The organism is Amycolatopsis sp. NPDC114484, assembly GCF_055633755.1.
This window is the reverse complement of sequence record NZ_JBVKDQ010000001.1, coordinates 891446-912595: the sequence shown is the minus strand read 5'-3', so window position 1 is coordinate 912595 and position 21150 is coordinate 891446. Positions and strand designations below refer to the sequence as shown.

Genomic DNA, 21150 nt, shown 5'->3' with positions numbered 1-21150 from the left:
GTTCAGCCAGCCCCGAGGCACACGAACGGCCGCCGCATCGGGTCCACCGCCACCGCTTCGGCCAGTGCCAGCGCGGGGGAAGTCCCCTCCGCCAGCCGCCGGTGCAGGTCTGCCATCGTGTCCGCCGCCGCTCGGTCGCCGACTCGGGCGACCGCGCCGATGACCGTGCGCGAACCGCTCGCCAGCAGCGTCCCGGCGAAGCCCAGCGCTTCCTCGCCCGGCCGGATGTGGCTCATCGCCAGCTCGCAGGCAGCCAGCACCACCCGCTCCGGCGGGTTCGCGAGCCGGGTCGTTTCGTGCGCGAACAGCGGGCCGTCCACCAGTTCCACGCGGGAGAACAACGCATTCGCCGGCTCGTGCGCGCCGTGCGCGACCAGGTGTGCCAAGCGGGTGCCGTCCAGCGCGGTCAGGACCGTGGCGCTCGTCGCGTCGTCGCCCTCGACCAGCTTCGCGTCCGGGTAAACCGAGCGCAGTTTGCTCACCTCGCCGACCGCGCCCGGCACGCCGGGACCGCCCGCGAGCAGCACCGGCCCGTCCTCGGCCGGACGTTTCGCGGTGATCCACGCGGTCGCCGACGGAGCGATCGACACCGGATGCCCGCGCAGCGACGGCAACGCGCCCCACGGCATCGCGTACAACTGCCCGATCGGGACGATCACCAGCTCGCGATCGTCGAGAGTTTTGACCAGCGACGCGGAAATCAGCGCGTCGAGCTTCTCCGCCCGGCGGCGCGCGGACGCGGACACCGTCTCCGCCATGATCGGCGAGAGATGGTCCGGCGCGAGCGCGTCGAGGTCGGCGTGCAACTGGGTCGCGGTCTCCACGATGTCGTCCAACGGCCCCAGTTTGAGCAGCCGGAACGTCCCGCGGTCGACGACCACCGAGTACAGCTGATTGTTGTACGGCACCAAACTCACCAGCACTCGATCGCCGAGCGCGGCGACGACCTCGTCCGGCGTCGCGACCGGACGCGGGCGGCCCCACTGGCTCGTGTACCAGCCGAGCCTGCTCGCCTCGCGCTGCAGCTGGCTGTACCGCTGCTCCAGCGCCTTCACCGGCTCGCCCTCCAGCCGGGCGCGCTGAATGGTGCGCTGGACGTGCCGCATTTCGTTGATGTGCTTGGCCAGCACCGGATCCTCGATCACCGGCAGCGGTTCGTACCGGTAAACCTGGGCCCGGGTGCGTTCCAGCCACGCGAACATCCGCCGCGCGCCCGCCGCGTTCCGCCGCGCGCGCCGCAGCACGAGCCGCATCGCCAGCCTGCCGAGTTCCTCGCCGTGCACGGCCGTGCCGCACAACAGATCGAGCCCGCCCATCCGGTCGCGGATCGTGCCGAGTTCGCGCAGTCCGGCGCGGGCCTGCGCGAGCGCGGCGCGCGGCCGGTCCTCGGCGACGGCCAGCTCCGCCCGGCACAACCGGAACAGCATCCGATGGTCGACCGGCGACGTCGCGCGCGGTGCGGGAACATGCTTGAGAACGAGCGAGGCTTCGGCGATTTCCTTGCGGCGGATCAACAAACGCACTGCGAAGAGCCGCGCGACCGCCGCCTCGTCGCGCAGTCCGAGCGCGGCCAGCCGTTCGGCGATGGAGACGAGTTCAGCGGGCAACCGCGAGGTAGACCGGCCTTCGCGGGCCGACAGCACCTGCTGCGCTTCCGCGCGAAACCGGGCGAGACCGGCGATCTCGGCCCACGTCCGGTTGCCACGGCGGAGAAATCGGCGGCGCGCGTCCGACGCGGACTTTCGCGCCAACGCGAAATCGCCTTCCAGCAACGCGGCCGCGGCGCGCGCGACCTCGGCTTCCGCGATGTGCTGGCCGGATCCGTTGGCGCGCAACTCCGGCAGCGCTTCGTCGAGGTGTTTGCCCGCCTCGTCGGCGAGGCCCGCGGTGAGCAGCGCGCGGGCCTGGTCGAGCCGGATCAGCGGGATCGACCCGGGCGATTCGGTGACGAGGATCCGCGCGGCCTGTTCGTAGCTGGACAACGCTTGCGGAACGTCGCCGACGAGCTGCGCGTGGTCGCCGAGGTTTTGCCGGATCTTGCCTTCGAGCAGGGTGTGCCCGTTCTCGCGGGCGAAGCCGAGCGCGCGCTCCAGGTCGGCTTGCGCGGCGTTCGGATGGTTCAGCGCCATCCGCACGAGCGCGCGGTTCAAGAGCATGACGACCAGCGTCCGGCGGCCGTCGTCGAACTCGGCCTCGATTCCGGGGATGACGGCGTCGTACACCGAAAGCGATTCGCTGAACCGGCCGCCGCGCATCAGCACCACCGCGCGTTGGCCGGTGACCAACAAGCCCAGTTCGCGGGCGACCTTGCTCTCCGGGAGCTGGTCGCGAAGCTGGCGCGCGGTCTCCAGGTGCACGAGACCGGCGTCGGTGGAGGAGACCTCGGCTTCGGCCGCGCCGAGGCTCACCAGGACGCGGACCTGCAGTTCCCGGTGCTCAGGCAGTGGTTCGGCGACGCGCGCCAGCCGCGTGAGAGCGCTGCGGAACAACCGCACCGCGATGCCGGGCCGCTGGTCGGACGCGGCGGCCCGGCCGCGCGCGTACAGATCGGACGCCGCCGCGATCGTACGATCATGGACGGGCGCGGACACGGACTCTATGGGAGCACACCTCCGCCACTCTCCATAACGCCCGTCCGGGTTTCTCAGAGCACAACGGTCGGTGTCACCACGGTGCGGCGGTGCGCGCCGGCGCCGAGGTGCACGAGGATCTGCGTGGTTCCGCAGGGGACGCGTTCGAGCACGAACCGGCCGCCCTCGTCGGTCGCCGTCGCGAACGTGCCGTGATCGGCGACCCGGACCTCCACGTCGTACTCGCCCGCGGGCGCGAGCCAGCCGTCGATCCGGTGCACCTTCCCGATTTTGGTCAGGTTGATCATCACGGTCAGGTCGCTGACGGTGAACGTGATCGTGCCGGTCGCCGTGCTGCGCACGCCCACGAGTTCGTCCAGTCGCTCCCAGCGCGCGACCTCGACGTCGAGGTTCTCGAGCTCGAGCGCGAACTGGACCCGCTGCACCAGATCGTCCGGCGGAGGGTCGACCTCGTCGAGGAACCGGCCGATGTCGGCCAGGATGGCCTCGTCGTCCGGAATCGCTTGGCCGTGTCCCGGCCTGCCGATGTTGTCGCTCACCGGGCACCCCCTTCTCCTGCGAGCAGATCGCGCATCGAGTCGAGGCAGCGGCCCCTGGTGGGCCCCACGCTGCCGCGCGGCATCTGCATAGCCTCGGCGACCGCGCGGTATTCGGCGCGGCCGGCGAGGACGGTCAGCCGCAGCAGCTCCTGGCAGCGTGCGGGCAGGCGGAGGAAGGCGCGCCAGACCCGGCGGTCCCGGTCGGCGCGGACGGCTTCCTCCTCAGGCGCGGGATGATCGCTTTCCAGCGTCGCGGCGACCTCGTCGGACAGCGGCACGGGCTGGGTGCGCCTGCCGTAGGGACGGGTCGCCTCGCGGCGAGTCGTGGTGATCAGCCAAGCGGCGAGCGCGCGGGGGTCGCGCTGCTTCGCGAGCTGGCTGAACAGAGCGAGCCACACGGTCTGGACCACGTCCTCGGCCAGCTGCCGGTCGAGCCCGTTGGCGCGCGCGACGTGCCACACGAGCGGCGTCAGCTCGTCGACAAGTTTCGCCATAGCGCGCCGATCGCCGTCCCGCGCCGCTTCCATGCAAGCGGCGTGCAGGTCGGCGCCGGTCAGGCCTTCCCAGGGCGGGTCTACCTCGGTGGTGTGCACGTCGGTCACCGTAGCTGCCTCACTCCGGAGGTGGGCCGACCCAGGCGAGCAAGTCACCGGTCGTGTCGGCACGGCCGGGCTCGTCGCGGGTCGCCTCTCCGGTCGGGTACCGGATCGATCGTGAATTGTGCGCGCTCTTTCGGTGGGTCCGGTGATGCGGATGGTGTGCGGGGGCACGGTGTGTGCCCCGTGGGTGGGCTCTTTGTTGAGGAGCGAACAACTGGCTCTGGGATACATCGATCTCTGACTTTTTTCGGGTGAGTTTTTTTCGGAGCCGGTTGGGGGCGGCTTTGGGGCGTTTTCGGTACTGCGGTTTACGTGGCGGTCGCCGGAGGGCGGCGAGGTTTGCGCAGGTCCCGCAGGTTCTTCCGGGCACTGGCGACTCTGACGAGGTGCCGGGGCACGACCGGCCGGGCTCCCCCTCCGGCACGGCCGCGCCCCGACAGCTCCGTCGGACCCGATGAGTCCCCCAACGACCCATCGCGCCCCGCCGACCCAGTGCGGTCGAACGGATCCCTCCCCGGATTCCGCCCGTCCGCGCCGGACCGGAAGCTGCCAGCCGATTCACCAGTCCCGTCGGCCCGGCCCGCCGGATCGACCCCTCCCCGGATCCATCCCGCTGGCCAGCCCAAGCCGACCTGACAGTCCCTGCTCACCACCTTGCCGACCGAGTTGATCCCTCCCCCGGATCCACCCGGCCGAGCCAGTCAGGTCAGCTCGCAAGCCTGGCCTGGCTGGGCGGATTCCTCCCCGAACCCGCCCGGCCAGACCAGGCCGCAAGCCAACCGCCGGTCCCGCCGGATCAGCCCGCGGGCCCGCCGACCAACGAATCCCTCCCCGAGATCCGCAGCCGGACAGTCCGCAAACCGATCCGCCAGGCCTGCTGAACCGGCCCGCAAAGCCCGCCAGCCGAACAGATCCCTCCCCTGGACCCATCCCAACCGCGCCAACCCGCAAACCGACCCACCAGTCCCGCCGAACCAGCCCGCGAAACCCGCCAGCCGAACAGATCCCTCCCCCGGACCCGTCCAACCGCGCCAGCCCGCGAGCCGGTCCGCCAAGGACTGGCCGCTCCGTCGCTCCGGTTGGCTCGGCGGCCGGTCGGGTCCCCTCCGAAACCCGTCCGGCCGGGCCGGGTCCCCCAGACCCGGGCCGAGCGGAACCGGACCGGCGGGTGTGGCCAGTCCTTGTCGTCACGTCCATCTCTCACTTCGCACCGGACGCCGGCCTGATCGCCCCCTTGTGCCGATCAGGTCGCCGGTCCAGTGCGGTCGTGCGGGTGCGCACCGGCCAGCGCGAGCTGCTCGCGCGCGCCGACCGGTACTCCCCGCCCCCATGAGGGCCCGCTCCCCTGTCGGGCCCCGCCGGAGGAGAGTTCCTCCCCGAACTCTCTCCGGCCGACGGCGTCCGGCAGCCCCCTCGGCTCCCGGCCACCGCCCGTCTCGCTATTTGGCAGTACCGGTGTCGTCGAGCGGCTCGTGGTTGCCGTCCGGCTGCACTCCCCGGTTCGCCCCAGGCGCGGGGCTCGTCTTGACGGGCGGAACGGTGGTTCCCGGCTGCCGCTCGTCCTTCTGATCCGCAGGCATGTGGCCCTCCCTTTCCTTGGTTCGCCCTATAGGACGCATCCAGGGTGCGCCTAGATACACGGAGAGCCAAAGTTTTTGGGATTTTTGTGAACCTGCCGGTCAGGACAGCCGCGTCACCTCCCCCGGATGCCAACCGTCAGTGACGATCGGTAATCCCTCCGAGAGCGCGGCGGCCCAGGCGCGGTAACCGTCCGGGCCGGGGTGGAAACGGTCGGCGGCGAACATTCCCGGACGGAGCAATCCCGGCACCAACGGGATGTGCGTGACCCCGGGAATCCGGGTCAGCTCGCGGGCTGCCCGATCGAGCGCGACCGACCGCGCGCCGAGCACATCCCGCAGCGGCCGGGGCAGCGACGGGAAACTCGCGAGCGGCGGCACCCCCGCGAGGACGACCGGGACATCGCCGACCCTCCGCCGCACCTCGACGACGATCGCCAGCAGATCCCGCCGGTACCGCGCGGCCGAGTGCAGTTCCAAGGTGTCGTTCACGCCGAGGGCGACGACCACCACGTCCGCCGCCCGGACGCGCGGAACCAGCTCGTCGAGAACCACGCGCGCCGACGCGCCGGTGATGCCCAGCGCGTGCCACCGCACCTCCCGGTCTGGGTACGCGCGGGCCAGCCCCACCGCGAGCTGCCCGGTGAGCGCCTCGGCGTGGGTGAGCGCGCCGACGCCGTCCACCGTCGATTCGCCGAGCACGGTGAGCCGCAGCGGTCGCCCGGAACCGAGAGCGCCCTCGGTCGGCCCGTCGGCCCCGGGAAGCCGCGGAGTCGCCCGACGCACCCGGACAGCCTGCGCGACGAGCACGGGCGCCATCAGGAAGAGGAGGAACAGCCGAAGTACTGCCATGCCTCCGACAGTAACGAGGGGCCACGACAGATCCGGGCCTGCGGAGGGAGTTGTCCACAGGGGAGGTGAGTTGTGGACAACCCTGGGGACAACTTGGGGAAGCAGCTGGGGACATGTCTGCGACGGCAGACAGAATCACCCGCCGCAGAACGCGCATTCGCAGGCGGGCCCGCTGCCAGCAAGCCCAGGTGTCGGCAATCGCATCCACGAGGGCGGCAAACTGGGCTACTCGCTCGCGCACGCGTTCGACAATCCGGGCCTGCTCGTCGGGTGCGTCGTCGGCGACGGCGAGGCGTAGACAGCCGCTCACTGAGCGATCGACACCGTCTTCCCCGCCAAAGACTCGCCCTCGACCGCGTCCAGCAGGTACCGGGCCACGTTCGCCCGCGAAATCTGATAGCTCCCCCGCACATCCGACCCCACCTGGCTGCGCACCCGCGCCCGCGCGGGTTTGTCCGTCAGCCTCGTCGGGCGCACGATCGTCCACCGCACCTCCGGAGCCTCGTGCAGGATCGACTCCATCCGCCGCAGGTCGGCATATCCGTTGCGCAGCACCGCACCCAGCAACGGCTTCAGCAGCAACCGCGAGAACAGGCTGTCTCCCTCGGCAGGTAGGCCGGACGCGCTCACCACCACAAACCGAGTCCGGGAACCACGCAGTGCGGACACCACGGAGCGAGTGCCGTCGGAATTGACCGTCGTCGGCTTGAGGTCCGTGGGGCCAAGGGCCAGGACGACAGCGTCACGGCCGGTCACCGCGTCGGCCAGGCGAGGATCGGTCAGCGAGTGAACCGCGACGTCCAATCGGGGGTGCGCGGGCACGGTCAACCGCGCGGGGTCGCGGACGACGGCGGTCACGTGCCATCCGCGCGCCAGCGCTTCCCGCACCGCCAGACCGCCGATCCGGCCGCTCGCGCCTAGGACGGTGATCTTCATGAGAGGCCTCCAAACCAAGGGGTGAGCAAACACTTACCAGCTAGGGTGAGTGAACACTCACCACACTGAGAAGACCCTCAGGGAGCACGAATGGGAAGCCGCGAGGACATCGTCGCCGCAGCAGCGACGGTCATGCGGGAGCGCGGGTACGCGCACGCCACGACCAAGGCGATCGCGCAGGCCGCGGGTTACTCGGAAGCCTTGCTGTACAAGCACTTCCGCGACAAGACCGCACTCTTCCTGGCAGTACTGAAAGAAGAGCTGCCCGATCTGGTCGCCACAGCGACAAGGCTCACCGAAAACCCCGGAAAGGCAGCACTCGGCGACAATCTCGCTGAGCTGACCACCACAGCACTGGCCTTCTACTGCGCGAGCTTCCCGATCTCCGTCTCGATCTTCTCCTCGCGCGACCTGCTCCGCACCCACCGGGACACCCTCGAAAACGGCCCCGACCTGCCGATCCAGCACGTCGCCGACTACCTAGCCGCAGAGGTCAAGCTAGGCAGGCTGCGCAGCGATCTCGACGTCGAAGCCGCGGCCCGGCTACTGCTCGGCGCGTGTTTCCAAGAAGCGTTCCTCGCGTCGTTCGAGGAACGACCCCCGCGACCAGACCTCGCGCACCAGCTGGCCGCGTCCCTCGAAAAGCTCGGCTAGTCGCGGTTTTTCCGCAGCTCGTGCCAGCGGTCGTACAGGTTGTTGACCTCGACCAGCATGAACGCCAGGAAGTCCCGCATCTCGGCCAGCCGCTTCCCGGCGGGAGTGTCCTCGCCGAGAGCGTCGATGCCTTCGGTGGCCGCGTCGCGCCACATGATCAGGAAGCGGTCGCGCTTGAGGAAGGTCGCGTACCAGAGGTCGTCGTAGAGCCGGTAATGGTCGCGGCGCTCGCCGGGTTCGCGGACCTTCGTCACGAGACCGACCTGGTCCAGATACCGCACCGCGCCGGAGATCGCGGCCGGGCTCACCGACAGCTGCTCCGCCAGCTCGGCGGCCGTCAGCTGCCCCGAGTCGGTCGTCATCAGCGCCGCGAAAACCCGCGCTGACATGCGCTGCATGCCGATCTGGGACATCACCAGGCCCAGACTTTCGACGTAGCGGCGGACGGCGTCCTCGTCACGTTCTGTCTCAGGCGTCGTCATCCGTCCATCCTCTCCCACGCCTTCCCGGAAGATCACTCGGTCCAGACGTTTTCCTAACTTCACAACTTCGTGAAAAGAGTGTAGCTTCCAAACCATGGGAAACGCCATTGCGATCTCCGGCCTGCACAAAGCTTTCGGCCGGGTGAAGGCCCTCGACGGCCTTGATCTTCAGGTTCCCGCGGGGGAAGTGCACGGATTCCTCGGCCCGAACGGCGCCGGGAAGTCCACCACGATCCGGGTGCTGCTCGGACTGCTTCGCGCCGACGCCGGCGAGGCCCGGCTGCTCGGCGGCGATCCGTGGCGCGACGCGGCGAGCCTGCATCACCGGCTCGCCTACGTGCCCGGCGACGTCAACCTCTGGCCCAACCTCTCCGGCGGCGAGGTCATCGACCTGCTCGGCAGGCTGCGCGGCGGGCTCGATCAGAAGCGCCGCAAGGAACTCATCGAGCGCTTCGATCTCGACCCGCGCAAAAAGGGCCGCACGTACTCGAAGGGAAACCGGCAGAAGGTCGCCATCGTCGCCGCGCTCGCGTCCACTGTGGACCTTCTGCTGCTCGACGAACCGACCTCGGGCCTCGACCCGTTGATGGAGGCCACCTTCCAGGAAATCATCCAGGAGGAGCGCGCGCAGGGCCGCACCGTCCTGCTGTCCAGCCACATCCTCGCCGAGGTAGAAGCCTTGTGCGACAAGGTAAGCATCATCCGGAACGGCCGCACCGTCGAATCCGGCACACTCGCCGAACTGCGCCATCTCACCCGCACCTCGATCTCCGCGGAGCTGTGCGGACCGCCCAACGGCCTGGCCAAGCTCTCCGACGTGCACGACCTCAAGGTCGACGGCAACCGCGTCCGCTTCGACGTGGAAACCCGCTCGCTCGAAGACGCGCTGCGCCAGATGACCCAGATCGGCGTGCGCAGCCTGGAAAGCAGGCCGCCGACGCTCGAGGAACTCTTCCTGCGCCACTACGCGGACGAACTCGAGGCGGGGAAATGACCGGCACGCTCACCGGCACCGGACCGCTGATCCGGCTGGCACTGCGCCGCGACCGGATCGTCCTGCCGATCTGGATCGTCCTGCTCAGCCTCATTCCGGCAGCCACGATCAGCAGCTACGACCAGTTCTATCCGACCGCCGCGAGCCGGGCCGGGCTCGTCGCGTCGGCCGCCGCGAACCCGTCGTTCGCGCTGCTCTACGGCCCGGCGTTCAACCTCGGCACGGCAGGCGGGTTCATCGCCTGGCGGATGGGCGGGTTCCTGGCGCTGCTGACCGGCCTGATGGCGGTCTTCACGCTCACCCGGCACACCCGCGCGGAAGAGGACACCGGCCGCGCCGAACTGCTCGCGTCCACTGTGGTCGGTCGGTACGCACCGCTCACCGCCGCGCTCGCGGTGACCGGCGGGACGAGCGTGCTGATCGGGGCGCTGCAAGCAATCACGCTGGCTTCGAAGGTTCCCGCGGCGGGTTCTGTCGCGCTCGGCGCGAGCACTGCGCTCGCCGGTCTGGTCTTCACCGGCGTCGCCGCGGTGGCCGCGCAACTCGGCGAGTACTCGCGCACCGCGAACGGCATCGGCACGGCCGTGCTCGGCGTCGCGTTTCTGTTGCGTGGCGCGGGTGATTCGACCACCGACGCGCACTGGCTCTCGTGGCTGTCACCGCTCGGCTGGGCTCAGCAGATCCGGCCGTTCGCCGAAGAACGTTGGTGGGTACTGATGTTGCCCGTCGCGACCACGCTTGTGCTGTTCGTCGTGGCCTACGTGCTGCTGCCGCGTCGCGACGTCGGCGTCGGCCTGCTTCCGCCGCGACTCGGGCCGAGCGAGGCCGCACCATCGCTCCGATCGCCGTTCTCGCTGGCCTGGCGGCTGCAGCGGGGTCCGTTGCTCGGCTGGCTGGTCGGGCTCGCGGTCGGCGGTGCGTTGTTCGGGACGATCGCGCAGGGCATTTCCGGCCTGGTCGGCGGCACCGAGCAGAGCAGGCAGATCTTCGAACGGCTCGGCGGATCGCACGGGTTGGTCGACGCTTTCCTGGCGACGATGGTGAGCCTGTTCGCGATGCTCGCCTCGCTCTACGGCGTGCAGGCGACGCTGCGGATGCGCACCGAGGAAACGGCGATCCGGCTCGAACCGCTGCTGGCCACGCGGGTCGGACGGCTGCGCTGGGCCGCGAGCCACCTCGTGTTCGCGTTCGCCGGCAGCGCGTTGCTCGTGCTCGTCGGCGGCGTGCTGCTCGGGCTGTCGAACGGGCTGCGCAGCGGTGACGTCGGGGGCTCGGTCGGGAACATGGTCGCGGCCGTCGCGGTGCAGGTGCCCGCGGCGTGGGTGATCGTCGCGGTGGCCGCGCTGATCTTCGGGCTGCTGCCGAAGCTGGCGACCGCCGCCTGGGGCGTGGCGGCGCTGGCGTTGCTGATCAGCATGTTCGGACCGGTCGTCAACGCGCCGCAGGTGCTGCTGGACGTCTCGCCGTTCCAGCATCCGCCGAAGGTGCCCGGCGAGGTGTTCACCGCGCTGCCGCTCGTGGTGCTGCTGGCGGTCTCGGCGGTCGTGCTGGCGGCGGGCCTGGCCGGCTGGCGGCGGCGCGACGTCGGCTGACCTCAGCGTTCGTCGCGGAAGAACCCGGTGGTCGGGCCCAGCGTGGTCGGCGGGGGTGCCGACGGGCTCGAGACCGTCGGGGTGACCGACACCGTGGCCGTGGTCGTGCGCGGCGGCGGGGCCGGGGGTGCCGGCGGGCGATAGGTCACGGTGATCGGCGGCAGAGGGAGGCCGGTCACCGTGACTGTCGCCTGTTGCACGGGCGGCGGGGTGGGCGGCGACTCTCCGGCCGGACGCGGAGTGCGACCGGCGACCAGCAGCGCGGCGACGAGCAGTCCGCCTGCCAGCCCAGCGAGACCGGTCACGACAACATAACCCCAGGTGGGAGCGGTGTCCGACATCCGGCACCTCCTCGCCGCACGGTCACTCGGCTACGAGGGTTTCGTCGCGTTGATCATAGGCGTCGTTACGCACTGTGCAACTTGATATATACGGGCTCAACTTATGTAACACTGGCCGTATGAGGGGGATTCTTCGCACGCCGGACTTCCGGCGGCTCTGGCTCGCCGACGGCCTCAGCAGTGTTTTTGGCACCGGCTCCGCCGTCGCGGGCGGGATCGCCTTCAAGCCGGTGTCTGGACGGATCGGCGCGCCCGGCTGGGGCCGGTCACACCGATCCGTCCAGACACCGGCGCGATCCCGCGCTTGGGTCAGGTCAGAGATGCGCTGACGCTGGGCCATTTGTACGTCGTCGTGTTGCTGGTTGTACGTCGTCGTGCTGCTGGCCGGCGTGTTCACCGTCTTCTTCAACGTCGCGCACCAGACCTACCTGCCGAGTCTCGTCGAACGCGGCGAACTGCCCGAGGCGAACGCCCGGCTGCAGACGAACCTGTCCGTCGCCGCGATCGCCGGGGCCGGCCTCGGCGGGATGATCGTGCAGTTCATCGGGGGCGCGGGCGCGATGGCCGTCGACGCGCTGACCTACCTGTGGTCCGCCGCCTGGCTGCGCCGCATTCGCACGCCGGAGGTGCGGCCCGAGCCCGCTGAGCGGAACCTCCGCCGCGAAATCGGCGAGGGACTGCGGACGGTGCTGCGCAATCCGCTCCTGCGGGCGATCGCCATGCACGGTGCCGCGTCGAGCCTGTTCCAGTCGATGTTCATGGCGGTGTCGACGGTGTTCATGGTCCGCGACCTGCACGTCGCACCGTTCATGATCGGCTTGCTCGGCACGGTCTCGCTGCTCGGAGCACTGCTCGCGAGCGGAGTCGCGCGACGGCTCGGCGCTCGCTTCGGTGCCGCGCGGGCGTTGTATTTCGGTGCCGCCGTGTACAGCGTTTCGTTCCTGCTCAACGCTTTCGCGACCCAAGGCTGGGGTCTCGCCTGGTGGGGAGCGGGCGGTTTCGGGTCGAGTTTCGGGATCATCGTGCTCGGCGTGTTCGAGACCAGCTTCCGGCAGGCGGTCACCCCGCACGAACTGTTGGGCCGGTTCTCGTCGGTGTCGCAGACGGTCATTTCCGGCGTCGCCCCGATCGGCAGTCTGCTCGGCGGCTTGATCGCGGAACTCACCACAACCCGGGTCACGCTGTATGTGTGCGGCATCGGAATCCTTGCTGCATCGGTGATTCTCATTGCTTCGCCGCTTCGCAAGATGCGTGATCTGCCACTAGCCGAGGAAACGGTCAAGGAGGATTAGCGGGACCGCAAGCGCGGCTAGGACAGCTCCGATGAGGCTGACCCACATGAGAGCAGTGCCTTGAGTGAGCACGGCTGCCGCCAGGACGGGAGTCGCGCTGATGCCCAGCTGGAAAGCCGACACCGTGGTCGCCCCGGCGAGCGTCGGAGCGTCGGCCGCGATGGCGAAGACCCGGCCGTAGATCGCGGGATTCAGCACGAAAGCAGCGATTCCGAGCAGGAACACCGCGGGAAGCACCGCCCACGAACTGTGGATCGCGAGGACCATGACGACCGAAAGCGCCACGATCGCCACGGCTCCGGCGAGGAGCGCGGTGTGGGGTCGCTGGTCGGAGATGCGTCCGCCGATGGACAGGCCAACGAAAGCGCCGATTCCGAAGAGCGCGAGGACCGCCGGGATCCACACCGTCGGGACGCCGGTGATCTCGGCGAGCATGGCCGAGAGGTAGTTGAACGTGATCATGTACGCCGCCGTCGTCAGGATCGTGCTCCCGTAAATGCCCCAGAGCCGCGGTTTGCGGATCGTGGCAAGCTCGCGCGACACGCTTGGCCGAGCCATCGACCGGGTCGCCGCGGGGATTCCGAGCGAGCAGCCGACGATTCCGGCGAGCGTCAGTGCGACCACGGCCCAGAATCCGCCACGCCACTGGGTGAAGTGGCTAAGCAAGGTGCCCGCTGGTCCGCCGGCGACCATGGCCACGCTCAGGCCGCTGACCACGACCCCGGAGGCGCGGGCGTTGCGGTCCGGGGTGACCAGGCTGATCGCGGTCACAGAAGCGACGGCGAAGAAACCGGCGTAGGCGACACCCGAGACCACCCGGCTGACCAGCAAGACCTGGTAGCCGCCCAGCAGCCCGGCGGCGACGCTGACCGCGAACACTCCTTGCGTCGCCAGCAGCGCGGTGCGTCGGGGCCACCGCAGGCTGAGCACGGCGAACGGCGGGCCCCCGAGGACGACACCGAGCGCGAACGCGGTGATGAGAAATCCGGCTGAGGACAGCGAAACCTGCAGATCGTCGGCCACCGCAGGCAGCACACCCGCCAGAAGGAACTCCGCGCTGCCCATCGCGAACAGACTGAAGGCAAGCAGATAGACGCCGACCGGCAGCCGGCCGCTGCTCGGGTCGACGAGGCGCACGCCGTCGGTTGTGGTGCGGGTTCTCGGATCCATGGGGATCACCTCCACGACCAGGATCGGAAGGCTCGACCGGAAGCGGCAAGAAACGTTGCTGTTTCCGGGACGCATTGGTTGACTGCGCCACATGAACGACCACCCCGCCGTCGACGGCGTGCTCGAGCAGATCGCGCCCCGGCTGCGGCGCGCCCGGGACGACCGGGGCGTCAGCCTCGCCGACCTGTCGCGGTCCACCGGCATCTCGACCAGCACGCTGTCCCGGCTGGAATCCGGGCAGCGCAAGCCGAGCCTCGAACTGCTGTTGCCGATCACCGCGGCGCTGGGCATCCCGTTCGACGAGATCGTCGCCGCGCCCCGGATCGTCGACCCGCGCGTACCCCAGCAGGCCGCCAAGCGGGACGGGCGCGTGCTGATCCCGCTGTCCCGGCACCAGGGAGAACTCCGCGCCTACAAACAGATCATCCCGGCGCGCGACGAAGAGCCCCACCCGCGTACCCACGACGGGCACGAATGGCTCTACGTGCTTCGCGGACGTCTACGCGTACGCCTGAGCGAGCACGACTTCATCATGGGGCCCGGCGAAGCAGCCGAGTTCGACTGCCACATCCCGCATTGGTTCGGTGCCGCCGGCAAGGGCGACGTCGAAATCCTCAGCCTCTTCAACAAGTCCGGCGAACGCATCCACCTGCGCGTCGGCCGTCGCTAGACCTTGCGCAGACCGTCGAGCAGTACGCGCACGAGATGCCGACTGTCCGGCGTAAAGCGCTCCACTGCCAGCGCGCCGACGATGAGCGCGCGCAGGTCTTCGCCGTCGATGTCGGCGCGTACAGCGCCGACGGCTTGCGCGCGTTCCAGAAGCGCAGTGAGGTTCACGCGAAAGCGCTCCGCCGCTTCGGCCTTGTACGCGGAACCGCTTGTCTCACCAAGCGCTTCGCAGATCGCGCGGTTACGCGACGCCTGTTCGATGACGCGCGTGAAGTAGTCGTAGAACGCTTCGCCTGGCACGTCGGAGTCGATCAACTCCTGCGCCTCGACGCCGTACTGCTCCAGCCGCTCCACCACGACGGCCTGGAAGAGCGCTTCCTTACTGGGAAAGTGCCGGTAGACAGTGCCCGCGCCGACGCCGGCCAGCCGCGCGATGTCGTCGAGCGGCACAGAGAGCCCGTCGACGGCGAAGGCCGCTTCGGCGGCAGCCAGCACGCGGGCGCGGTTCCGGCGCGCGTCCGCGCGGAGCGCAGGCTTCTCCACCTGGCCATCTCCTCTGCTCTCAAAGTGGTGCGGTCGTCCGATTCTTCCCCGGAACGATCGCCGCCGCTTCTGACCGTGTCCCAGATCTCCAGGCCGTCGTTGACAACCGGAGTGGAAACTCCGTATCTTCGCAAGCGGGTCACCCGTTCCGATTATCCCTCTGCCTTCCCGAATGAGGTTTCTGATGCCCCGCACCGTGTCCGAAGTGGCCGAGATCGTCGCGAACGCGCTGAGCGCCTTCGACGCCGCACCGTTCGCCGACGTCCTCGCCGAGGACGCCGTCTACGAAATCCCGTTCACCGGCCACCGCTCGGTCGGCCGGGACGCCGTACTGGCCACGCTCGGAGCCGGCAGCGCCGTCGCGGCTCGGATCGGCCTGGAGAAAGTCGAGGTCACCACTACGGAAACCGCGGACGGATTCGCCGTCGAACTCGTCGCCGAGGGACGGAATCCGCACACCGGGCACAGCTATCGGATCCCGTCGTCCGCCGGACTGCTGACCGTGCGGGACAGCGAGATCACCCGGTACCGCGACTTCCCGAACAACGGCGCGGCAACCACGTTGATGGGGACCAAAGAGGTCTTCCAGCGCTTCCTCGACGCGGCTGTCGACAACCGCTGGGACGACCTCGCCGACCTGTACTCCGACGACGTCGTGATCGAAATCCCGTTCGCGCCGGCCGGGGTGCCGAAGGTGACGCGCGACCGGGAGGAGTTGCGCAAACGCTTTCACGAGGCAGGACAGCGGCGGCGGATCACCAAGGCGGACCGGGTCGTCGTGCACCAAACGAGCGATCCGGAGGTGCTGGTCGCGGAGTACGACCTGCACGGGGCGTACGAGGGCAAGCCGTACGTGTCGACGTACGCGATGGTGCTGACGGTGCGGGACGGGCGGATCGTGCACTCCCGGGACTACTCGGGTGCGCCTAGGTTCGAGGAGTAGTTCCGCGGAGGTCGTGGTCCGTGCCGGGGGCGCGTCTTCAGCATCGTGGCGTCACCGGGCGCGGACGGTGACGGAACCACCTGAGCTGTCGAAGCCGCGCGCTTGGGGAGCGGTATCGGCGTGCTACTGCGTCGCGGTCTGCGAAGCCGGGGGTGTGAACAAATGCTCCACCGTAGCCACCGTCCAGTCCCACACTCCCGGCACCAGCAGCACCCCCACCAGTGCGAACACCGGGAACACCAGCCGCGTCTCCACCTTCTTCCCGGTGTGCAGCCGCAGTGGTTTGGGCGGGCGGAGTTCGTACCAGGTCTCCCCCGCGATCGGCAGCGGGAACAGGAACGGGCAGCCCGACTCGGTCAGCGAATCGCCGAGGCAATGGACGAAACAGCCAGCCGCGACGGCCACCCCGAGCCAGCCGGAGATGTCCGCCAGCTGGGCTACCCGGTCGTCCGGCGCGGTGAGGTACCACCAGACCACCGCTCCGGCATACGGCAGCAACAACCAGTCGCCAAGGGCGGCGACGGCGAGCAACAGCCCGAACAACAGCACGCCCAGCACGGCCCAAGCTCCGCCGGCGCTACAGCCAGCGGAGGTGGCCGCGCCGAGGGCGACGGCGAACAGCAGGGTGTGCGAGAGGTGCCGGTGCGTACCGGTCACCTTTTCGTCGCGCGGGCCCTTCGTCAGGGCGTATACAGCCGCAGACACCCGGCGCAGCAGCCAGGACAGCGCGCCGGTCAGCCAGCCGAACAGGCGGGTCGCGCTGGCGCTGGGATGGTCCAGGTCCGGCAGCAGCGCGAACCCGGCCGTGGTGGCCGCGAAGACCACCGCCTGGTGCACCGTGCCGACTCCGACCGCGGGCGCGAGGGCAAGGCCCGCGCACCAGCCGGTCAGGGCGTGCGTGCGCCCCATCATGATGGTCGTCCCCCAGGTCGCGAGCCATTTACTGATCCGGCCAAAAGCAGGCCGACCCCCGCACGGCACGTAACCGTTGCTACGAAGCCATGAGGCCGTGACTGTGGTCGGATTAGCAAACGATCGGCACGGTCAGCCCGCGCGACCGTATCGGGAGATCAGGCCGGGGGTTCCTCCGACACGCTCAGGTGTTCGGCCACGCCGGTGAGCTCGATCACCCGGCTGACCGCCGGGCTCGGCACGACCTCGAGTTCGACGTCGGCTTCCCCGGCCTGCCGCTGGGCGTGCAGGACGACGTTCAGCGCCGAAGAGTCGAAGAAGGTCACCCCGGTGAGGTCGGCCACCACGCGACGGGAATTCTTGTCCGCGATCAATCCGGCAAGAGCTTCCTGCAGCTGCGGGCTGGTGAGCAGATCGAGCTCACCCGTGACCACTACCCTCGGCTCGCCGGCCGCGGTGTCCAGCGTGATGCCGAATCCGGGCGGAGTGGCGTTCTGGTCGGCTGCGGGCATGCAGTTTCTCCTCGTCAGGCGCTGCTCCTGCGCCGGTACGCGCCTGTTGTCTCAAGAGGCAACCGTGTCACGGTCCCAAGCATTTGGAGACCCAACCCTAACCCAGGGGGTGACCGCTGCCGCGTCGGCACATGGCTACACCTTCACGCATGGGCTACCGGCGAACGCACAGCACCCCGCGCGCCGCAGGTGGGCGCGCGGGTGGTGGGGATCGGTCAGCTCAGGCGGACACTGTCTTGCGCTTCGCGCGCCGTTCGCGCATGAACAGCTCGCGGCGCTCGATCTCGCCGAGCCCGCCCCAGATTCCGTACGGCTCTTCGACGGTCATCGCGTGCTTGCGGCACTGCGCCAGCACCGGGCAGGTCTGGCAGATCGCCTTGGCCCGGGACTCGCGGCGCTCGCGCGCGGAGCCGCGCTCATTGTCGGTATGGAAGAACAGGCTGCTGTCCGCTCCGCGGCACGAGCCTTGAAGCTGCCACTCCCACTCCTCGGCCACCACGTTCGGCAGTCGGCTCACGTCAGCCATGTCGTCCCCACCTTTCCCGGGATCAGCACACTCGACCGCTACATGCCCGCCGGTCGCGGCGGTCAAACGCGGGTTTGGTTTGCTCACCCCCCGGGCATGTGGCAGATCGGGCACGAAAGACTGGCGTGGCACGCCGGAGAGAGGACAGCACGTGGAGGAGAACGCCCCGCTCGAGCGCGAGGACGCACAGCTCATCGAGGTGCGGACGGCGGCTATCCCGCACGTGGTGCCCACTCTTCGCACCATCGTGGCCGACATCGCCATGCGCCAGGACTTCGACCTGGACGCGGTCGAGGATCTGCGGATGGCCGTGGACGAGGCCTGTTCGATGCTGTTGCCCTCGGCCGCCGACGGCAAGCTGACCTGCGTGTTCTCCTGGCTGGAGGGCCGGATCGAGGTCACTGTGTCGGTCGTCTCGGACCGCGCCGACCACGGCGACGAGACGGGTCTGTCCTGGCAGCTGCTGACCGCGCTCGCGACCTCCGCGCGGCGCACCGTGACCCCGGCGAACGGCCGGTACCTCTCCCGGGTGCAACTGGTCCGGGAGAGTGAGGCGGCCAGCTCGTGACGAACCCCGCCGGCGGCGACAAGCCCACCGACGCGGCAGCACTGTTCCACGAGCTGACCGAGCTGCCCGAGCATTCGCCCCGCCGCGAGGAGATCCGGGACCGGCTGGTGCGCGAGCATCTCGAACTGGCGCGCAACCTCGCCCGGAAATTCCGCAACCGCGACGAGGCGATGGACGACCTCGTGCAGATCGCCACCGTCGGGCTGATCCACGCGGTGGACCGCTACGACCCCGCGCAGGGCACCGATTTCCTGGCCTTCGCGGTGCCGACGATCTCCGGTGAACTGCGCCACCACTTCCGCGACAACAGCTGGTCGGTCCGGGTGCCGAGGCGGCTCAAGGAACTCAACGCGACGATCTCGGCCGCGCGCGAGGAGCTGACCGTGCGGCTGTCCCGCGCTCCGAAGCCCAGTGAGATCGCGCGCCATCTCGGCGTGCCGATCGAGGACGTCTACGAGGGCCTGCGGGCCGGACAGGGCCGGTACGGGGCGTCGCTGGACAACCTGCTGGAGAACTCCGCGCACACGCGCTTCGGGGCGCCGGACGCGAACCTCGGCCAAGCCGAACTGCGCGAGGCGCTGCGGCCGATGCTGGACAGTCTTCCCGAGCGCGAGCGCAAGATCGTGGCGTTGCGGTTCGGGTCCGGGATGAGCCAGTCGGACATCGCGCGCCGCGTCGGGGTTTCCCAGATGCAGGTGTCCCGGCTGCTCGCGGCGACGCTCAAAAAGCTCCGTACCGGACTGGCCGAGACTGACATCACCGAGGGCACCTGATTCGCTTTCGGCCGAGTTGGGTAAACACCACATGCGAGCACAGCGGTCGGGAGGTGCGGAAGCCATGACGACGTCGAGGATGCCAACCAGGAGCACCGAGGCGGCCGCCGCCACCGTGCGCCTGGAGCTCCCGGACGACGTCACCGCGCCCGCCATCGCGCGAGCCCAGGTTCGCGCCGCGCTCGCCCAGCTCGACGTTCCCGCCCAGGTGCGCGACGACGTACTGCTGGCGACCTCCGAGCTGGTCACCAACGCCTTCGAGCACGGCGACCGGCCGGACCGGCTCGAGCTCCTGCTCGAACACGGCGAGCTGATGGTCCGGGTCTTCGACGCCTCTTCCGCCATTCCGCTGCTGAAGGAACCGGTCGCTCCGTCCGCGGCGCGCAGCCGGGGGCTTCAGCTGGTGCGCGCGCTGTCCCGGCGCTGGGGCTATGCCCCGGCCGACGACGGGAAGTGCGTCTGGGCGGCGTTCGGCCTCGGCTGACGACGCCCGCCCGCGATGAGCACGGCCGCGCCGAGTGCTCCCAGTCCGACGCCGAGCCAGCCCGCGATCAGCCGCGGCCGTTCGGCCACCGCGCAGCCTTCCTCGCCGCGCGCCTCGGCGATCAGCCAGCCCTCCGGAGCGCTGAGCGCCGTGCCGCAATCGATCCGGACGCTCGTGGTGTCCGTCGGCGGATCGCCCTCGCCGAACGTATTCGCCGGCAGTCCCAGCATCTGGTCGCTGCGCGTTCCGTAGATCGTCCGGACGTCGGTGGGGTTTCCGTTGCCGTCGAGGTAATAAAGGGCAGTCACCGGCAGCAGGAGGAACACGATCCCGGCGAGGAGGGCCGCCGCGCTGACGAGTCCGATCCACCGCGCCGGACGCCGGGCGAGAACCCTGCGCGGTTCGCCGGGGATGCCTGGTCCGCCGGGACGGGTCCCCGGCTCGGCCACGGCGTCGGCGGCGCACGTTGCCGAGGTCGCCGGAACAGACCCGCAGCGCACCGGTGGCAGTGGGGCGGGGCGGCGCTGTCCGGTTTTGTCTCGTTCGCTCCCGTTGCCGGTGCCTTACGCTCGCCGGATGCTGGACGCAATCGGGGTGACTGGGGACGAGGAGCGGGTCTACCGGCTCCTCGTCGGGATGTTCGACGCCGGACCGCGTCAGGTGGCCGAGCAGCTGGGCCTCAGCCCGGCGCAGGTGTCGGCGATCCTGCGTTCGCTGCACGCCAAGGGGCTGGTCAGCCTGGTCGCCGGGGAGGAGCCGCGCTACGCCCCGTCGCCGCCGGACGTCGCCTTCGGGCCGTTGCTGATGCGCGGGCAGGAATCGCTGGAGTGGGCGCGCACCGCGGTGAGCCGGATGGCCGAGGAGTACCGCGGCGGCGCGCGACGGCGGGACGCGACGCAGCTGGTCGAGGTGATCACCGGCAGCGCGGCGATCCGGCAGCAGCTGACGAACATCCAGGTCGGCGCCCGGCACGAACTGCTGTGGTTCTGCCGGGCCGGGCACATCGCGATGGCCTCGGGCGAGAACGCCGACGAGTACGACGCGCTCGCTCGCGGCGTGCGGTACCGGGTCGTCTACGAACGGGCGATGCTGGAAGAGCCCGGCATGATCGAGAACGTCGCGCACGGGATCCGGCACGGCGAGGAGGCCCGGTCGTCGACCGTCGTGCCGGTGCGGCTGGCGATCGCCGACGGCACCATCGCGTTGTGCCCGCTGGTGCAGAATCTCGACGGCTCCGGCGAACCGACCGCCGCGCTGATCCGCGACAGCAGTCTGCTGGCCGCGCTGATCGCGTTGTTCGAGAGCTACTGGGAACGCGCGTGGCCGTTGCGCGCGGACGGGACCCCGCAGGACGCCCCTGGCGGTGCCGGACCGGACCGGGATGAACTGCATCTGCTGTCGCTGCTGGTCGCGGGGGTCACCGACAAGGCGATCGCGACCCGGCTCGCGGTGAGCCAGCGAACCGTGCAGCGGCGGATCCACGACCTGATGACCCGGATGAACGTACAGACCCGGATGCAGCTGGCGTGGGAGGTCAGCAGGCAGGGCTGGCTCGACGAGCCCGCGGCAGCCGGATAACCGCGAGGGGTTATCCGGCTGCC

The 21150-nt window shown here is 69.8% G+C and carries 24 protein-coding genes and 1 pseudogene; 11 read left to right on the top strand and 14 right to left on the bottom strand.

All coding sequences use genetic code 11. The features are described from left to right. Nucleotides 1-2: 2 nt before the first annotated feature. From ACZ7SW_RS04405 to ACZ7SW_RS04385, 5 genes are all read right to left on the bottom strand, one after another. A complete protein-coding gene (locus ACZ7SW_RS04405; protein WP_470228970.1) occupies nucleotides 3-2591 on the bottom strand; it encodes a CHAT domain-containing protein in 2589 nt (862 codons plus the stop codon). Between the two features lie 53 nt (nucleotides 2592-2644). Next, nucleotides 2645-3130, bottom strand: a complete 486-nt coding sequence (locus ACZ7SW_RS04400) for a carboxypeptidase regulatory-like domain-containing protein (RefSeq protein ID WP_470228969.1) — start codon at nucleotides 3128-3130, stop codon at nucleotides 2645-2647. Further along, nucleotides 3127-3732 (bottom strand): RNA polymerase sigma factor, encoded by a 606-nt coding sequence (locus ACZ7SW_RS04395; protein ID WP_470228968.1) that lies wholly within the window; start codon nucleotides 3730-3732, stop codon nucleotides 3127-3129. The genes ACZ7SW_RS04400 and ACZ7SW_RS04395 overlap by 4 nt, the downstream gene beginning before the upstream one ends. 1436 nt (nucleotides 3733-5168) lie before the next feature. Beyond that, nucleotides 5169-5309, bottom strand: coding sequence for a hypothetical protein (locus ACZ7SW_RS04390; RefSeq protein WP_158242475.1), 141 nt, complete (start codon nucleotides 5307-5309; stop codon nucleotides 5169-5171). Between the two features lie 99 nt (nucleotides 5310-5408). Further along, the gene (locus ACZ7SW_RS04385) at nucleotides 5409-6158 is read right to left on the bottom strand and encodes an SGNH/GDSL hydrolase family protein (RefSeq protein WP_470228967.1); all 750 of its coding nucleotides are present in this window, start codon (nucleotides 6156-6158) and stop codon (nucleotides 5409-5411) included. Between the two features lie 190 nt (nucleotides 6159-6348). Here ACZ7SW_RS04385 and ACZ7SW_RS04380 point away from each other — a divergent pair. Then, nucleotides 6349-6453: pseudogene (locus ACZ7SW_RS04380) on the top strand (phosphoketolase family protein); the annotation flags it as partial. 11 nt (nucleotides 6454-6464) lie between these two features. On the opposite strand, the gene ACZ7SW_RS04375 reads toward ACZ7SW_RS04380, so the two are convergent. Then, the gene (locus ACZ7SW_RS04375; RefSeq protein ID WP_470228966.1) at nucleotides 6465-7094 is read right to left on the bottom strand and encodes an NAD(P)-dependent oxidoreductase; all 630 of its coding nucleotides are present in this window, start codon (nucleotides 7092-7094) and stop codon (nucleotides 6465-6467) included. 90 nt (nucleotides 7095-7184) lie between these two features. On the opposite strand from ACZ7SW_RS04375, the gene ACZ7SW_RS04370 reads away from it, so the two are divergent. After that, on the top strand, nucleotides 7185-7748 hold the full coding sequence (locus ACZ7SW_RS04370; protein ID WP_470228965.1) for a TetR/AcrR family transcriptional regulator: 564 nt from the start codon (nucleotides 7185-7187) through the stop codon (nucleotides 7746-7748). Here ACZ7SW_RS04370 and ACZ7SW_RS04365 read toward each other — a convergent pair. Beyond that, nucleotides 7745-8230 carry a GbsR/MarR family transcriptional regulator gene (locus ACZ7SW_RS04365; RefSeq protein ID WP_470228964.1) on the bottom strand — a complete coding sequence of 162 codons (486 nt, stop codon included), beginning with the start codon at nucleotides 8228-8230 and terminating at the stop codon, nucleotides 7745-7747. The two genes, ACZ7SW_RS04370 and ACZ7SW_RS04365, sit on opposite strands and share 4 nt — an antisense overlap. A 94-nt stretch (nucleotides 8231-8324) precedes the next feature. Between ACZ7SW_RS04365 and ACZ7SW_RS04360 the strand changes: the two genes are divergently transcribed. Together ACZ7SW_RS04360 and ACZ7SW_RS04355 are read left to right on the top strand one after the other, a co-directional pair. Continuing rightward, complete coding sequence (locus tag ACZ7SW_RS04360; RefSeq protein WP_470228963.1) at nucleotides 8325-9224, top strand: ABC transporter ATP-binding protein; 900 nt, start codon at nucleotides 8325-8327, stop codon at nucleotides 9222-9224. Next, nucleotides 9221-10816: an ABC transporter permease gene (locus ACZ7SW_RS04355; protein ID WP_470228962.1), complete on the top strand. Its 1596-nt coding sequence runs from the start codon at nucleotides 9221-9223 to the stop codon at nucleotides 10814-10816. The genes ACZ7SW_RS04360 and ACZ7SW_RS04355 overlap by 4 nt, the downstream gene beginning before the upstream one ends. 2 nt (nucleotides 10817-10818) lie before the next feature. Here the strand turns inward: ACZ7SW_RS04355 and ACZ7SW_RS04350 are convergent, their stop codons facing one another. Next, on the bottom strand, nucleotides 10819-11157 hold the full coding sequence (locus tag ACZ7SW_RS04350) for a hypothetical protein (RefSeq protein WP_470228961.1): 339 nt from the start codon (nucleotides 11155-11157) through the stop codon (nucleotides 10819-10821). A gap of 362 nt (nucleotides 11158-11519) precedes the next feature. Between ACZ7SW_RS04350 and ACZ7SW_RS04345 the strand changes: the two genes are divergently transcribed. Next, entirely contained in the window at nucleotides 11520-12449 is a 930-nt protein-coding gene (locus ACZ7SW_RS04345; RefSeq protein ID WP_470228960.1) for an MFS transporter, read from the top strand. Here the strand turns inward: ACZ7SW_RS04345 and ACZ7SW_RS04340 are convergent. After that, entirely contained in the window at nucleotides 12420-13619 is a 1200-nt protein-coding gene (locus ACZ7SW_RS04340) for an MFS transporter (protein WP_470228959.1), read from the bottom strand. The genes ACZ7SW_RS04345 and ACZ7SW_RS04340 overlap by 30 nt on opposite strands. A gap of 91 nt (nucleotides 13620-13710) precedes the next feature. On the opposite strand from ACZ7SW_RS04340, the gene ACZ7SW_RS04335 reads away from it, so the two are divergent. Continuing rightward, complete coding sequence (locus ACZ7SW_RS04335; protein ID WP_470228958.1) at nucleotides 13711-14289, top strand: helix-turn-helix domain-containing protein; 579 nt, start codon at nucleotides 13711-13713, stop codon at nucleotides 14287-14289. Here the strand turns inward: ACZ7SW_RS04335 and ACZ7SW_RS04330 are convergent. Continuing rightward, nucleotides 14286-14831 carry a TetR/AcrR family transcriptional regulator gene (locus ACZ7SW_RS04330; protein ID WP_344287762.1) on the bottom strand — a complete coding sequence of 182 codons (546 nt, stop codon included), beginning with the start codon at nucleotides 14829-14831 and terminating at the stop codon, nucleotides 14286-14288. The genes ACZ7SW_RS04335 and ACZ7SW_RS04330 overlap by 4 nt on opposite strands. 184 nt (nucleotides 14832-15015) lie before the next feature. On the opposite strand from ACZ7SW_RS04330, the gene ACZ7SW_RS04325 reads away from it, so the two are divergent. Further along, on the top strand, nucleotides 15016-15774 hold the full coding sequence (locus ACZ7SW_RS04325; protein WP_470228957.1) for a nuclear transport factor 2 family protein: 759 nt from the start codon (nucleotides 15016-15018) through the stop codon (nucleotides 15772-15774). A 123-nt stretch (nucleotides 15775-15897) separates the two neighbouring features. Here the strand turns inward: ACZ7SW_RS04325 and ACZ7SW_RS04320 are convergent, their stop codons facing one another. The 3 genes from ACZ7SW_RS04320 to ACZ7SW_RS04310 form a co-directional block, all read right to left on the bottom strand. Continuing rightward, the gene (locus ACZ7SW_RS04320) at nucleotides 15898-16683 is read right to left on the bottom strand and encodes a metal-dependent hydrolase (RefSeq protein ID WP_470229242.1); all 786 of its coding nucleotides are present in this window, start codon (nucleotides 16681-16683) and stop codon (nucleotides 15898-15900) included. A 161-nt stretch (nucleotides 16684-16844) separates the two neighbouring features. Continuing rightward, nucleotides 16845-17198 carry an STAS domain-containing protein gene (locus ACZ7SW_RS04315; RefSeq protein WP_470228956.1) on the bottom strand — a complete coding sequence of 118 codons (354 nt, stop codon included), beginning with the start codon at nucleotides 17196-17198 and terminating at the stop codon, nucleotides 16845-16847. Between the two features lie 220 nt (nucleotides 17199-17418). Continuing rightward, nucleotides 17419-17724, bottom strand: coding sequence for a WhiB family transcriptional regulator (locus ACZ7SW_RS04310; protein ID WP_116200661.1), 306 nt, complete (start codon nucleotides 17722-17724; stop codon nucleotides 17419-17421). Between the two features lie 151 nt (nucleotides 17725-17875). On the opposite strand from ACZ7SW_RS04310, the gene ACZ7SW_RS04305 reads away from it, so the two are divergent. The 3 genes from ACZ7SW_RS04305 (at nucleotide 17876) to ACZ7SW_RS04295 (ending at nucleotide 19549) form a co-directional block, all read left to right on the top strand. Then, the gene (locus ACZ7SW_RS04305; RefSeq protein WP_182893754.1) at nucleotides 17876-18292 is read left to right on the top strand and encodes an ATP-binding protein; all 417 of its coding nucleotides are present in this window, start codon (nucleotides 17876-17878) and stop codon (nucleotides 18290-18292) included. Further along, complete coding sequence (locus ACZ7SW_RS04300; RefSeq protein ID WP_470228955.1) at nucleotides 18289-19065, top strand: SigB/SigF/SigG family RNA polymerase sigma factor; 777 nt, start codon at nucleotides 18289-18291, stop codon at nucleotides 19063-19065. Before ACZ7SW_RS04305 ends, ACZ7SW_RS04300 begins: the two co-directional genes overlap by 4 nt. 64 nt (nucleotides 19066-19129) lie before the next feature. Continuing rightward, nucleotides 19130-19549 carry an ATP-binding protein gene (locus ACZ7SW_RS04295; protein WP_470228954.1) on the top strand — a complete coding sequence of 140 codons (420 nt, stop codon included), beginning with the start codon at nucleotides 19130-19132 and terminating at the stop codon, nucleotides 19547-19549. On the opposite strand, the gene ACZ7SW_RS04290 is transcribed toward ACZ7SW_RS04295, so the two are convergent. Continuing rightward, nucleotides 19495-19998, bottom strand: a complete 504-nt coding sequence (locus ACZ7SW_RS04290) for a hypothetical protein (RefSeq protein ID WP_470228953.1) — start codon at nucleotides 19996-19998, stop codon at nucleotides 19495-19497. The two genes, ACZ7SW_RS04295 and ACZ7SW_RS04290, sit on opposite strands and share 55 nt — an antisense overlap. 127 nt (nucleotides 19999-20125) lie before the next feature. Here ACZ7SW_RS04290 and ACZ7SW_RS04285 point away from each other — a divergent pair, with 127 nt between their 5' ends. After that, on the top strand, nucleotides 20126-21127 hold the full coding sequence (locus ACZ7SW_RS04285) for a helix-turn-helix domain-containing protein (protein WP_470228952.1): 1002 nt from the start codon (nucleotides 20126-20128) through the stop codon (nucleotides 21125-21127). Nucleotides 21128-21150: the final 23 nt, after the last annotated feature.